Source organism: Microbacterium sp. NPDC090003, assembly GCF_044748385.1.
Lineage (GTDB): Bacteria > Actinomycetota > Actinomycetes > Actinomycetales > Microbacteriaceae > Microbacterium.
This window is the reverse complement of record NZ_JBIVFW010000001.1, coordinates 874,415-888,128: the sequence shown is the minus strand read 5'-3', so window position 1 is coordinate 888,128 and position 13,714 is coordinate 874,415. Positions and strand designations below refer to the sequence as shown.

Annotated in this window: 10 protein-coding genes; 5 read left to right on the top strand and 5 right to left on the bottom strand. The window is 69.1% G+C overall.

Annotation, left to right across the window (positions count from 1 at the left end; all coding sequences use genetic code 11):
- Positions 1–68: 68 nt before the first annotated feature.
- The 3 genes from ACIPVN_RS04400 to ACIPVN_RS04390 are packed head-to-tail and all read right to left on the bottom strand — an operon-like array spanning position 69 to position 3,534.
- Complete coding sequence (locus ACIPVN_RS04400) at positions 69–665, bottom strand: hypothetical protein (RefSeq protein ID WP_400439964.1); 597 nt, start codon at positions 663–665, stop codon at positions 69–71.
- A complete protein-coding gene (locus ACIPVN_RS04395; protein WP_400439961.1) occupies positions 662–1,624 on the bottom strand; it encodes a glycosyltransferase family 2 protein in 963 nt (320 codons plus the stop codon). Before ACIPVN_RS04395 ends, ACIPVN_RS04400 begins: the two co-directional genes overlap by 4 nt.
- Positions 1,621–3,534, bottom strand: coding sequence for a glycosyltransferase (locus ACIPVN_RS04390; protein WP_400439958.1), 1,914 nt, complete (start codon positions 3,532–3,534; stop codon positions 1,621–1,623). The genes ACIPVN_RS04395 and ACIPVN_RS04390 overlap by 4 nt, the downstream gene beginning before the upstream one ends.
- Before the next feature lie 156 nt (positions 3,535–3,690).
- Between ACIPVN_RS04390 and galE the strand changes: the two genes are divergently transcribed.
- Positions 3,691–4,698, top strand: coding sequence for a UDP-glucose 4-epimerase GalE (gene galE / locus ACIPVN_RS04385; RefSeq protein ID WP_400439955.1), 1,008 nt, complete (start codon positions 3,691–3,693; stop codon positions 4,696–4,698).
- Positions 4,699–4,710: 12 nt separating this feature from the next.
- Here the strand turns inward: galE and ACIPVN_RS04380 are convergent, their stop codons facing one another.
- Both ACIPVN_RS04380 and ACIPVN_RS04375 read right to left on the bottom strand, forming a co-directional pair.
- Entirely contained in the window at positions 4,711–6,009 is a 1,299-nt protein-coding gene (locus ACIPVN_RS04380) for an O-antigen ligase family protein (protein WP_400439952.1), read from the bottom strand.
- Positions 6,006–7,421 carry an O-antigen ligase family protein gene (locus ACIPVN_RS04375; RefSeq protein WP_400439949.1) on the bottom strand — a complete coding sequence of 472 codons (1,416 nt, stop codon included), beginning with the start codon at positions 7,419–7,421 and terminating at the stop codon, positions 6,006–6,008. The genes ACIPVN_RS04380 and ACIPVN_RS04375 overlap by 4 nt, the downstream gene beginning before the upstream one ends.
- Positions 7,422–7,489: 68 nt before the next feature.
- Between ACIPVN_RS04375 and manA the strand changes: the two genes are divergently transcribed.
- The 4 genes from manA (at position 7,490) to ACIPVN_RS04355 (ending at position 13,701) form a co-directional block, all read left to right on the top strand.
- Complete coding sequence (gene manA / locus ACIPVN_RS04370; RefSeq protein ID WP_400439946.1) at positions 7,490–8,614, top strand: mannose-6-phosphate isomerase, class I; 1,125 nt, start codon at positions 7,490–7,492, stop codon at positions 8,612–8,614.
- A 178-nt stretch (positions 8,615–8,792) separates the two neighbouring features.
- Positions 8,793–9,110 (top strand): WhiB family transcriptional regulator, encoded by a 318-nt coding sequence (locus ACIPVN_RS04365; RefSeq protein WP_247622876.1) that lies wholly within the window; start codon positions 8,793–8,795, stop codon positions 9,108–9,110.
- A 116-nt stretch (positions 9,111–9,226) separates the two neighbouring features.
- Positions 9,227–12,322 carry a glycosyltransferase gene (locus tag ACIPVN_RS04360; protein ID WP_400439942.1) on the top strand — a complete coding sequence of 1,032 codons (3,096 nt, stop codon included), beginning with the start codon at positions 9,227–9,229 and terminating at the stop codon, positions 12,320–12,322.
- Positions 12,319–13,701, top strand: a complete 1,383-nt coding sequence (locus ACIPVN_RS04355; RefSeq protein WP_400439939.1) for a DUF5719 family protein — start codon at positions 12,319–12,321, stop codon at positions 13,699–13,701. Before ACIPVN_RS04360 ends, ACIPVN_RS04355 begins: the two co-directional genes overlap by 4 nt.
- The last annotated feature ends 13 nt before the right edge of the window (positions 13,702–13,714 follow it).

Below are 13,714 nucleotides of genomic sequence, written 5' to 3'. Positions count from 1 at the left end.
TCGAAGCGCGCGGGGCGCGTCATGCGCAAAAGTGCAGTTTACCGGTCGACTTCCGGGCCGGAGCCGCATCAGATGCCGACGAGATCCCGCAGCGCCTGGAGACGCTCGCGGGCGGTCGTCACCGAATCGCTCGTGCTCTCGCCGTTCTCGGCGGTGGAGCGGACCTCGGTCAGTGCCGTGGAGTACTCCGAGACGGCGGTGAACCAGGAGTCGGTGATCGACGTGGGAGGTGTCGTCTCCGCCAGCCGCTGGGCGTCCTGCTGCAGCTGATCGACGACTCCGATGGCATCCTGCCCGCTGAGCTGAGCGAGCATGTCGAGACCGCGGACGCCGTCGTCGACGCGAGGCTGGACCTGCGTCACGAAGGCGTCGAGCTCGGGAGCCGGTGCGACCGGAGGAGTACCCGGCTCCTCGGTCGGATTTTCGGACGCTCCCGGTGTGGGCTCGTCCGACGGGGACGGGCTCGCGGTCTCCGATGACGACGGAGACGGTGATGGGGCACCTCCCGGGGTCTCTCCCCGGAGCACGAAGAACCACAGTAAGCCCGCGACGATCACCAGGGCCAGGATCACCGAACCGATGATGACCCAGATGCGCGCACGATTCTTCGGCTTGGGCGGGATGGGCGCCCAGCGAAGTTCGGGCTGCGGATCGTTCGACATCATGCCTCCAGGGGCGGCATCGGCTGCCAGGAGCGGTCGCGGGAGATCTTGCGCCCCTCCTTGAGACCGCGGAACAGGTTGCTCGTCCCGCGAACGGTGCGTTCGACGAAGACCAGGCGGATCAGTTCTTTCGCGAACGTCATGGCCGTTCCCACACCGAAGAGCACCGGGTTGTAGTTGTCGTGGATGCGGTAGTAGTGCTTGATGTGGGCACGGTTGCGCATGATGTAGAAGCGATAGGCATTGCTCGACGCGTTCATGTGGCGGATGCCCATATCCCACTGCTTGATCTCACGGGTGCGCCGCAGCACGAACTCATCGACGATCACGGCGGTGGTGAGGCGCGAAGCCAGCCAGCCGTACATCTGGTCGTCCCAGTAGATGAAGAAGCGATGGTCGGGGAGGCCGATCCGCTTCACGATCGAGCGGTGGATGAACATCCCCTCGAAGCATCCGCTGTTCATCTCTTTGAACCCGGACGCGTCGAAACCGGACGGCGCGAACGGAATCGGGATGCCCATGCGCTCGGCGATGCGGTACTGCCAGTAGAACTCGCTGCCGTCGTAGTCGTAGCGGCGTCCCTGGATGCTCTTGAATCGCGACGACCACTTGCCCATCTTCGCGAGGCCGTCGGGGATGACCTCGACGTCGTCGTCCATCATCCAGATCCATTCGGAACCCAGCTCGTACGCCGTGCGCATGCCCTCGCTGAACCCACCGGATCCACCCGTGTTCGTCTCGAGGCGTCGGTAGACGATCTCGGTGCCGACTCGCGCACGGAAGGACTCCACGACCTCGGTCGTGTCGTCGGCGGAGGCGTTGTCGATGATCACCACGTGTCCCGGCTTCGGGTCCATCGCGGTGATGCTCTCGAGTAGGCCGGTGAGCAGGTGCGAGCGGTTGTAGGTGACGATGACGATCGTCGCCGTGGCCGGGTCGAAGGCGACGGATGCCTCGGTCATGCCTGCTCCTCGAAGATCTGCTCCCAGGATTCTGGCGAGACGAGTCCGGGCAGCGCATCTCGGTACTGCTTCTGCAGCTCCGGCCACCTGCGCTGCAGTTCTGCGTGGAGGCGCACGCTCTCGCGCAACATCCGACGGTACTTCGCGCGGTCGCGCGTGTAGATGTTCTTGCCGGAGCCGTCGGCCGTGCTGACGAGCGCACTGTCGAACACCGGAAGGCGCCACCAGTGCGCATCGTCCTTGCCGAACTCCACCTCGGGCTGGGCGACGTTCGCAGGGTCGGGCTTGTGGATCCAGTGCGCGATCAGTGTCGTCAGCGTGAACTTGCGCAGGGCCAGGCCGCTCGGGCTGTCGTACTCGTGCCGCGAGCGCTGTCGCTGGAAGACCTGGCGTCCACGACGCGAGTGGAGGACGGCCGTCGGGTCCTTGTGGATCACGGTCTCGGGGTACTCCGACGACAGCGCTCGGGCAGCCGGCATCGCGGTCGCAAGTGTGCGCCGCATGTGGTCGGGGCCCGAGAGCACGTCGCGCAGGGCGCGTGCGCGGAGGGCCACGGGGTAGTACTGCATCATCATCAGGTGCTTGAGGTCCACGCGGCGGCTGTGCCGGATCAGGCGACCGCCCTTCGGGGCGTTCGAGTGCAGGAGGCCGGCGACGATGCGGTTACGGGCGTGGAAGTAGGCCTGCCAGTCGATGGTGTCGTCCTTGTTGACCCAGGACACGTGCCAGAGGGCCACGCCCGGCATCGACACGGTCGGGAATCCCGCCTCGCCCGCGCGGAGGCAGAATTCGGCATCGTCCCACTTGATGAACGCGGGAAGCGAGAGCCCGACCTTGCGGATCGCGTCGAGGGGGATGAGGCACATCCACCACCCGTTGTAGGCGGAATCCATGCGCATGTGCAGCAGCGGTGACTGGCGCAGATTGGAGGCGCCGAAGTCGTGCGGCATCTCCTCCTGGTAGAGGTTGCGCCACATGAACGGCGCTTCGTCGACGACCTCGGCCCAGCCGTGCAGCTTGGGTCGGTCGAGCAGATCGAACATGTGGCCGCCCACGAGCACGGGGTTCGTCGCGTACTGCCCGAACACGACGGAGCGGCGCAGCGATTCCGGCTCGATGCGCACGTCGTCGTCGAGGAGCTGCACGAAGTCGCTCTCGGGGCGCTGGAGGGTCTCGTGCATCGCACGGGCGAAGCCGCCGGAGCCGCCGAGGTTCGCCTGCCGGATCACCTGGAGGGTCTCGCCGAGTTCGGCCGCGACCTCCGTGAAGCCCTCCTGGTCGGCGACGAGCTGGGTGCCCTGATCGACGAGGAAGATGCGGTCGACGAACTCGAGGGCATCGGGGGAGGCGGCGAGGGCCTGCAGGGTCTCCACGCAGTAGTCGGGCTTGTTGTAGGTCGTGATGCCCAGCGAGGCCTTACCCGTGCGGGCGGGTGCCTGCTCGGTGGTCCACTCCGCGCCGTCGAGGATGACGTTGCTCTCGTCGGCGACGACATCGAACCACAGCCAGCCGCCGTCGCTGTACTGGGTGAGTTCGAGATCGAAGGTCGTCGACGAATCGCCGGTCACCTCGCTCGTGGCGACGCGCTGACGCACACCGGAACCGTTCGACCGGTACACCAGGATCGTCGCGGACCCCTGGGTGCGGACGGTGAGCTGCACCTGGCGGATGCTCGTCCAGTGCTGCCAGTAGGAGGCGGGGAACGCGTTGAAGTACGTGCCGAGCGATACTCGTCGCCCCGCGACGATGCGGGCGCGGTGGCGACCGAGGATGTTGCCCAGGTGCGCGCGGTTCGACACGCGCACCGGCTCGTTCTCGATGACCGACCACGTCTCGGGGTCGGCGTACAGCGGGAGGAGGTCGGGGTCGCGATCGAGCGGGAAGACGACGTTCTGCAGGACGTGGGCCACGGGGGAGTTCTCCGAAGGGGTTGCGCCGACTGCCGCCGGACGGGCGGAGCAGTGGACTCTGCGAGCAGTGAGTAGCCTACCCTCCGCCACCTCGGGATCCGCGGAGGGTCGGCGGGTTCCGGGCGGGGTCGGGGGCGCGGGATAGGATGGCGGGCGATGAAGGTATTGATCACCGGCGGTGCGGGATACATCGGATCGACCGTCGCGACGGCATGCCTGGAGGCCGGGATCGAGACGGTCCTGATCGACGATCTGTCGACCGGGTTGCGCGCGTTCGGCGAGGGGCGGGGCCTCTACGTCGGCGACATCGCGGATGCCGAGGTCCTCGACCGGGTGCTGGCCGACCACCCCGACATCGACGCCGTCGTGCACTGCGCCGCGCGGATCGTCGTGCCCGAGTCCGTCGACGATCCCCTGGGCTACTACGACACGAACGTGGGCAAGACGGTGCTGCTCCTCGCGCGCCTGCGCCGGGCCGGGATCGACCGGATCGTCTTCAGTTCCTCCGCCGCGGTCTACGCGGCCGAGACCGGAGGCGGGGTCGACGAGTCCGGGGCGCTCGCACCGTCGAGCCCGTACGCCTCGACCAAGGCCATGGTCGAGCAGATCCTGCACGATTCGGCGGTGGCCGGCGACTTCCGCGCGATCGCTCTGCGCTACTTCAACCCGATCGGCGCGGACCCGCGTCTGCGCACCGGGCTGCAGAACCCGCGACCGACTCATGCGCTCGGCAGGATCATGCAGGCGAAGGCCGAGGGCGTGCCGTTCACGATCACCGGCACCGACTGGCCCACGCGCGACGGTTCGGGCCTGCGCGACTACATCCATGTGTGGGACCTCGCTCTCGCCCATGTCGCCGCCGTGCAGCGCTTCGACGACATCGTGACGACCCCGGATCCCTACCGGGTGATCAATCTGGGAACCGGCGACGGCGTCACCGTGCGCGAACTGGTCGCCGCCTTCGAGCGGGTGACGGGGGAGCCCCTCCCCGTGATCGATGCGCCCCGCCGTGCGGGAGACCAGGCCGGAGCCTTCGCGATCGTCGAGCGCGCGCACGATCTGCTCGGCTGGCGGGCGGAGCGATCGACCGACGACGGCGTGCGCGACGCCCTCGACTGGGCGGACAAGCTGCCCGCCGTGCGCGCCGCCTCCGACGCCCTCTGATCGAGCGTTCGCTCAGCCCTGCGCACGCAGGGTGGGGATCACACCCGTCTGGGCGGCGTCGATGTTCTCGCGCCACGAGCGCGACTGTCCGGCGCGCAGCGCGCAGAGCACGAGCAGGAACCATCCGGCTCCCACCAGTGTGAAGCTCTCGAAGACCGAGTCGACGGCGAGCGTGATCAGCGTGATGGGCGTCCACGCGTAGACGACGGAACGCCGCACGCTCGCGACCAACCAGGAACGGACGAGCGCGACGCCTCCGAGCAGGAGGAAGAGCACGAGTCCGGCGGTGCCGAGCTGGAGAAGAACGTCGAAGAAGGCGTTCAGCGCGCTCTGATGACGGTCGTCGAGCAAGAAGTTGATGTACGTGAAGGGGTACTCGCCCCGTGCCCATGACCCGAACCAGCCCCAGCCCTCGATCGGTTTGAGGGCGACGAAGTCCAGGATGGTGTTCCACAGGGTCGCGCGGATCGAGAAGTCCGAACCCGCGTCGAGCAGGGCGATGATCTGGTGCCGGAAGGCGAACGCGACCGCCAGCGCGGCGGTGACGAGGACGCTGAGCGACCATTGCACGATGCTGCGTCGGGCCGGCGGCGAGTGCCGCACCAGGGTCAGCGCTGCCGTCACGATCCCCACCGCAGCCGCGAGGACGAGCACGGTAGGGGAGGACGAGAGGGCGGCGAGGAATGCCGCGAGAGCGATCGACGGGATGGCGATCGCCCGGCTCACGGACTGGGTGCGCCACTCGATCACGAAGGTGATGAGGGCGATCACGGCGATGAAGCCGAGCATGTTCCGGCTGCCGAAGATGCCCTGGACGGGACCGCCGGCCGCGAGGCTCCCCTGGATGCCGAGGGCGGCGAAGGGCACGTCGAGCAGGATGCCGGAGAGGATCTCGAGCGCGAGAGACACGACAAGGAGCCCGCGCAGCGCATCACCGAGAGCGCGCACGGTCTGCAGGGTGTCCCGGATGTGTCCGACGGTGAGGGCGAGGAACGCGTAGCCGAACAGCGATGACCACCCCAGCAGCGTCTCGCCGCGGTCGGTCGTCCACACCAGGCTCACCAGGGCCCAGCCGAGGAAGGCGTACAGCGAGAACGGCGCCAGGCGCAGGGCGGAGAGCTCCTCGCGTCGCGCCCACAGGATCGCCGCCCCGAGCAGGCAGAGCACGGCGATGATCGTCGCAAGCGACACGCGCGAGGTCAGCCGCTCGATCGCGAACGATCCGAACACCGCGGTGATCACCGCGAGCGTGAACGCCCGGGCCATCTCGACCGACCCGAGGAGACGGACGGTGCGGCTCGTCGACGTCACGGGATCCGCCGGGCGCGTGCGCCGCGGTCGAACAACTGCTCCCGCTCGCCGACGCCGATCAGGGGCACCGACTTGAGCTTGAACGTGAACATCACCAGCAGCATCCACCCCCAGAGCATGATCGGGGTCGACTCTGAGAGTCCCTGCACCAGAAGCACGATCGTGAACATGCTCGGCAGGAGCGTGATCGGAGAGAAGTTGCGTGAGGAGTTGAGGTCCCACCGTGGACGATCGACGGCGAAGAACCACGACCGCCAGAGCAGGCTGAGGTAAGAGATGCCCATCAGGATCACGCCGAGGATCCCGAGCTGCATGAGCACGTCGAGCCACATGTTGTGCGCATGGAACACCGTGAGGCCGTGGTCGACGATCCATCCGTCGAAAGCGGGATCGTCGGGAATCCACGGGCTCGAGAAGCCGTTACCGAACAACGGATGCTGGGCTGCGCGCTCGAGCACCGCGGTCCAGATCTTGTCGGAGCGTCCCGTCAGGTCGGAGCTGCGGCCGACCAGGGCGAGCAGCGGCTCCCGCAGCAGCCAGACGACGGCGGCGAGCACGGCGGAGCCTCCGATCGCGATCACGTAGATGCGCGTGCGGTCGCCGGGTGTTCGGGCGCGACGCATGAGGAGTGCGACGGCCAGCGCGACCCCGACGGCCGCCGCGCAGACGAGGGCGGTGGTCGATGCGGTGCGCACGAGGAAGAATGCGGCGAGCAGCATCCACAGCGCGAGCGTCGTCCGCCAGCGCGCGCGAGCGGCGAAGAGCACTCCGAAGGTGAGGATCGCGAACAGGGAGATGATCGCGAGGATGTTCGCGTTCGCCACGATGCCCTGGAGCCGGCCTCCGTCGAACAGGTTGTCGCGCACCCAGTACAGCTGCGGGTCGATCCCGTCTTCGGGGATGACGGCGAAGTTCGGAAGCAGCGGGCCGTGGATCACCAGCGACACCCACAGCTCGAGAGCGATCGACAACCCGAGGATCCATTTGAACGTCGACGAGAGCGCACGCACGATCTCGTGCCACGTCAGCACGTGCGCGATGAACAGGCCGTTGACGGTCACCGCGGCGAGGAGCAGCCAGGTGAGCAGCGTCGGTCCCCGCCACTGCGACCAGGCGACCGAGACGAGGGCGAGGGTCGTATACCCGAGAGCCGTCCACGGCAGTCGCCGCCAGCGGAATGCCTGAGGGCGGTTGCGCGCCAGCATCGGGACGCCGATGGCGACGGTGGCGAGCGTGAACACGACGAGCACGACGGCTGCGCCGAGCATGCCGAGGAGGTTGTAGACGGCAGTATGCGCGAAGGTGATGAAGAGGGTGAGGGTCACGTACCCGCGCAACAGCAGATGCCCCGTCGATTCCCGCTCGGGGGCGGTCGGCGGGGCGCTCACCGGATGCTGGGTGTACTGGGCCATCGCGATCAGGGTACCGCGAGGCGGTCGGGTGCGTCTGTGAGCGGCGTGGCGCACTCTACGCTGGGATCATGCTGCTGCACCTCACCAATGCACCCCGCGACTACGCCTGGGGATCGGAGACCCTTCTCGCCGAGCTCGAAGGGCGTGCCCCGAGCGGCGCCCCCGAGGCGGAGGTCTGGTTCGGGGATCACCCGGGCGACCCCGCGGATGTGGTGGGCGGCGGCACGCTCGACGCGGTCACCGGTGGGACGCTTCCGTATCTGCTGAAGCTGCTCGCGGCAGCGCAGCCGCTGTCGATCCAGGTGCATCCGACCATCGCCCAGGCGAAGGAGGGATGGGAGCGCGAGAGCGGCCTCGCCCTCGATGACCCGCAGCGCAACTACCGCGATGCGAACCACAAGCCCGAGCTGCTGGTCGCGCTGAGCGAACGATTCGAGTCGCTCAGCGGTCTGCGCCCCGTCGCGCAGACGCTACGGCTCATCGACGCTCTCGCACCCACCACCGCCGTCGTCAGGCTCCGGGAGCGGCTCTCCGCCGAGGGCGATGTCCTGCGCGACACCCTCGAGTGGCTGCTCGACGGGTCGGCGGGCGAAGCCGTGGACGGTGTCATCGAAGCGGTCGTCACCGCCTCCCGTGGGGATGCCGGGGAGTGGAGCGAGACTCTGCGCGCGATCGCCCGGATCGCGGACACCTATCCGGGTGACCCGGGTGTCGTGGTCGCGCTGTTGATGAACCACGTCGTGCTCCGCCGGGGCGAGGGCGTCTTCCTCCGCGCCGGTCTCCTGCACGCCTACCTCTCGGGCCTCGGTGTGGAGATCATGGCCGCCAGCGACAACGTGCTCCGCGGGGGACTCACACCCAAGCGGATCGACGTGCCGGAACTCCTGTCGCTCGTCGATACGGCACCCGGGGTCGTCCCGGTGCTGCGCCCCGCCGAGGAGGGCGCGATCACGACGTACGACGTGCCGGTTCCGGACTTCGCCCTGCGCCGCATCGTGCTCGACGGCTCTCCGACGAGTACGCCCGTCGACGGCCGGACCATGGTGCTCGTCACGGGCGGAGCCGTTCGCGTCGAAGGAGCGGATGCCGCGATCGATCTGCCCGTCGGGGCCGTCGCCTATGCATCGGACGACGAGACCGAGTTGCGCCTGTCCGGCGTCGGTGAGGTGTTCATCGCGTCTCCGGGGCACTGACGCGCGATGTCCTCGCCCGAGTCCGCGTTCCCATCGGCGACACGCCGATATACCGTCAAGAACCTTCAAGACATGATTGAGGGTTTACGATCCGCGACTTGACCCGAGCGAATGACACGGGTGTAATTAGTCATGCACGGCCCGGCGGGGGGCGACAGATGAGGGGTTGGAGGTCGAGATGACGGGATACCGATCCGACGTTCCGGAGAACTGGTTCGTCGACCCGGTCAACCTCGGTGTACCCGGGGTTCGAAAGGTCGAGGCAGACGACGACAACGCTCTCGCCTGGCAGACCGACGCGCTGTGCTCTCAGACAGACCCGGAGGCGTTCTTCCCCGAGAAGGGCGGCTCGACACGAGACGCCAAGCGCATCTGCACCTCGTGCGACGTGCGCGGAGAGTGCCTCGAGTACGCGCTCAACAACGACGAGCGATTCGGTATCTGGGGTGGCCTCTCCGAGCGCGAGCGTCGCAAGCTCAAGCGCCGCGCCAGCTGACCCGCGGCTCATCCGCCGATCGACGGTCTCCCGGATGGATTCCCACCGGGACCTTCGCGGGCGCGCCGCACCGGCTGCCTTCTCCCGCGTTGCACCGCGCTTAGGCTGACGATGTCATGCCAGCCCGTGTTCACGCCATCATCGTCGCGCGCCCCGGTTCCTCAGCCCGCGCGCAACTGCTCCGCACCCTCGAGGCGCTGAGAGCACAGACCGCACCGGTCGAAGCCGTCACCCTCGTGATCTGCGGCGACGCCGCATCGGCTCGTGCCAGCGAGGCCGTCGCGCAGACGGTCGAGGGCATCGTCGAGGCTCGGCACTCCACGTCGTTCGCCGAGGCCGTCGAACTCGCACGTCCCCGCGTCGCGGAGAACAGCGCCGTCTGGCTCCTCGCGCACGACACCGCGCCCCACCCTCGTGCGCTGGAGCGCCTCGTCGGGATGCTCGAGCGATCACCATCGGCGGCGATCGCGGCGCCCAAGCTGGTCGCCACCGACAACGATCGTGAGATCGTCTCCCTCGGCGTCAGCATGACGAGCCTCGGCCGTTCGGTCGAGCTCTCGGCGGGCGAGCTCGACCAGGGTCAGCACGACGGTCTCGATGAGGCTCTCGCGGCCGACATCCGCGGCATGCTGATCCGCAGCGAGGTGCGCGACGCACTCCGCCCCGATCCGGCGCTGGCCGGAGCCGATGAAGGCCTCGATCTGGGCGTGCGTGCTCGACTCGGGGGAGGACGCGTGGTCCTCGCCCCGACCGCGCGGATCTCGGTCTCGCCCGACGGCCCGGCATCGCTCCCGCGCGGCCGCTCCCGGCGTGCGTACGTGACCCGTCTCGCCCAGCTGCATCGTCGCCTCGCCTATGCGCCCGCGGTCGCTGTGCCCCTGCACTGGATCGCCCTCCTGCCGCTCGCGCTGTGGCGCTCGGTCGCGCACCTCGTCGGCAAGCGTCCCGAGGAGGTCTTCCCCGAGTTCGGGGCCGCCGTGGTGGCGATGCTCCGATTCGGGGCGCTCGCCCGATCGCGTGCCGCCATCCGATCGTTCCGCACGTCGTCGTGGGCGAGCATCTCGCCCCTGCGCGTGACCGGCTCGCAGCTCCGCCGTCGTCTCGACGACGGCCATGGCAGCGAAGGCGGCGCCGTCAGCGAACTGCACTTCTTCGGCGGCGGCGGGGCATGGGCCGTGTTGGCCGCGCTCGCCGTGAGCGTCGCGTCCTTCACCTCTCTGCTTGCCTGGCCCTCGCTCGGCGGTGGGGCGCTTCTCCCGCTGCGGCAGACCGTCGCGGGGCTCTGGCAGGACGCGATGTGGGGAGTCCGAGGACTCGGCCTCGACGTCGTCGGCCCGGCCGACCCCTTCGCCGGCGTGGTGGCCGTTCTCGGCTCGCTCTGGCCGGGATCGCCGTCCTTCTCCCTCGTGCTCCTGTGGGTGCTCGCGCTGCCCCTCGCCGTCCTCGGCGGTTGGTTCGCCGCGACGCGGGTGACGGATCGCGCGGGGCTCCGCATCTTCGCCGGAGTCGCATGGGCTCTGGCACCGACGTTCCTCACCGCGCTCGTCGACGGCCGCCCGACCGGCGTCCTCGTGCATCTCCTCCTGCCCTGGCTGTTCCATGCGGCGGTCGTCGCCCATCGGTCGTGGGGGGCGGCGGGCGCTGCGTCGCTGTTCTTCGCGGCCGTGGCCGCATGCTCCCCGTCTCTCGTCCCCGCGCTTCTCGTGCTGTGGGTCATCGGGCTCGGGATCGCCCTGGGAACGGCCCAGTTCCGCGGCGCAGTCCGTCTGCTCTGGACTCCGATCCCGACTCTCGTGATCTTCGCGCCGCTCGCATACGCGCACCTCATCGACGGATCGCTCGTCGCGCTCCTGGCCGATCCCGGGGCGATCTGGGCTGGCCCGCAGGCGGCGGCGGATGCCGCAGGGCGCCTCGCCCTCGCGACGGGGTATCCCACCGCGGATGCCGCGGGGTGGGCGGCTTTCCAGATCGCGCCGCTCGGTGCCTGGGCGGCCGTGTTCAGTGCGCCTCTCGCCCTCCTCGCACTCGGTGCGACCGTCGCGCCGCGTTGGCGTGCGGGGATCACCCTGCTCGTCGTGGCGCTCGCCGGCTTCGCCACCGCGTTCCTGGCCGTGGGCGTCGCGGTCAGCTTCGCGCAGGGCGCTCCGGTCGCCATCTGGCCGGGTGCCGGACTCTCGCTCGCGTGGATCGGTATCGTCGGTGGCGCGGTCGTCACCCTCGACACCGCTGTCACGCTGCCTCGACTGCGCACAGCAGTGACCGGCATCGCCGCGGTGGCTCTGGTCGTCGGAGCGGTGCCGGCTCTCACGGCTCTCCATCTCGACGCGTCCGCTCTGCGCAACGGGCCCGATTCGACGCTTCCCGCGTACGTGGCGGCTCAGGCGGCCGAGGATCGACAGATCAGCACCCTGGTACTCACGCCGCAGAACGACGGTGGACTCGCCGCCGAAGTGGTGTGGGGGGCGAGTGAGACCCTGGGGGCGCAGACCACGCTGCTCTCGACGGCGGAGCACCCGCGGGGCACCGATATCGCAGCGCTCTCGGTCGACCTGCTCTCGGCACGCGATTTCGATGCTCCCGGGGAGCTCGCCGCTCACGGGATCAGCTATGTCCTCGTCGCGCAGGTGTCGGGAGACGAGGCCGACCAGGCGCGCTCGATGCGGACGTCGGCGATCACGGCGATCGATCAGCGGGCCGGCTTCGTTCACGCCGGCACCACGGATCGCGGAGTGCTCTGGCGGGTGGACACCGATATCGCCGCCCCTGCGACGCTCACGAGCGCGCAGGAGCACCAGGCGCGACTCGTCGTCACTCTGCAGCTGATCTTCCTGTTCGCCGCCCTGCTCCTCGCCCTGCCGACCCGTGCGTCACGACGTGCGGCACGTGCGCAGTCCCGCATCGTGGGGCGCGCACCCGGCGAACCGCTCGTGCTTCCCCGCCATCGGGAGGAGCTCGCGGAGGCCTCGATCGTCGAACCGGGAGGGGTGGACGAACTGGCGGAGGCCGCCATCGTCGGAGAGACGCCCGCCGATGCGCTCGATGAGGCCCCGATGACCGACGACGACATCGCCGCGCTCGAGGAGCACTCAGGGGGTCCCGACGCCGACGCGCGGGAGTCCGACGCCGAAACGCTCGCGAAGGACGCCGCCATCGACGATGACGTCGACGGCGATCCCAGCGGGGATCCCGAGCCCGAGGAGCAGGACCGATGAGCCGCACGCGAGTCTTCCGAGTGGTCGCCACCGGCGCGCGCGTCGCCGTCGGAGCCGTCGTCGCGGTCGCGTGCGTCGCCGGCGTCGTCACGGCGATCCACGCCCCGTGGCCCGAGGTCGCGCACGAACCCGCACAGGTGCAGGTCACCCCCATCCCCGGCGCTCCGGTGCTCGTGTGCAACGGTGATTTCCGAGCGATCGGGCGAGATTCGTCGGATCCGCTGAGCATGCGCTCGGCGGGAACCCCCTCGGTGACCGTGAACGGTACGGGAGGGGTCCCTGCATCCGCACCGATCGCCGCGCCGGATCTCATCGGCGGCAGCGAGGTCGACCGATTCACCGGAGAGGTCGTCGATCGGTCCGCGCCGCTCATCGCGGCGACCGAGTCGATCGCGGTGTCGGCGACGGACCTCGCGGGCTTCGCCGCGGTGCCGTGCGGAGAGAGCCGGCTGGAATCCTGGCTGGTGGGCGGCAGCGTCGCCACCGGCACGAAGGACATCGTGACCCTGACGAACGCCGCGGCAGTGACCTCGACCGTCACCCTGTCGACGTACGGCGAGTCGCGGAGCAATCGCACGGTGGTCATCCCGGCCCTGACACAGGTCGCACTTCCACTGAGCTCGATCGCCGCCGGCGACACGGCCCCCGTCGTGAAGGTGACGGCCGAGGGAGCGCCCGTACGAGCCGTTCTGCAGTCATCTTTCGTGCGCACGCTCGACCCGGCGGGCATCGACCTGCAGGAGGCCGTCGCCGGGCCGCAGCGGCATCCTGTGATCGTCGGTGTCCAATCGTTCGATGGTGACGGGGACAACGCCGACATGACGGTGCTCCGGATGCTCTCGGCCGGAGAAGACGGGCAAGCCGTCGTGACGGTGCGTGCTGTCGGTTCACCCGAGGTCGTCGAGGAGTTCTCGGTGGATCTCGTGGCCGATACGCCGGCGGAGGCGTCGCTCAGTGCGCTCGAACCCGGGTCCTATTCGGTGTCGATCGAGGCCGACACCCCGGTGGTCGCGGGTGTCCGACAGCAGAACGGATTCGGCAAGGGGGCGGACTTCTCGTGGATGACGCCGGCCCCGGAGATCGGAACGGATGCCGTTTTCGCCGTGCCGGACGGGCCCCGACCGACGTTGTACCTCGTCAACGAGGACGGTGCCGACGCGACCGTCACCCTCGAGAACCTCGGCAACGGGAACTCCCGTGAGGTCGTCGTTCCGGCAGGCAGCTCGGTGGCGGCGACGGTCAACGGCGATACGGTCTATCGACTCAACACCTCCGACGCGGTTCGCGGGGCGATGAGCATGTCCGGGGCGGGAGCACTCGCGACGTGGCCTCTGCAGCCGAGCGCGGGCGCGGAGAAGAGCATAACGGTCTACCCCTAAACGGGTCGGTGCC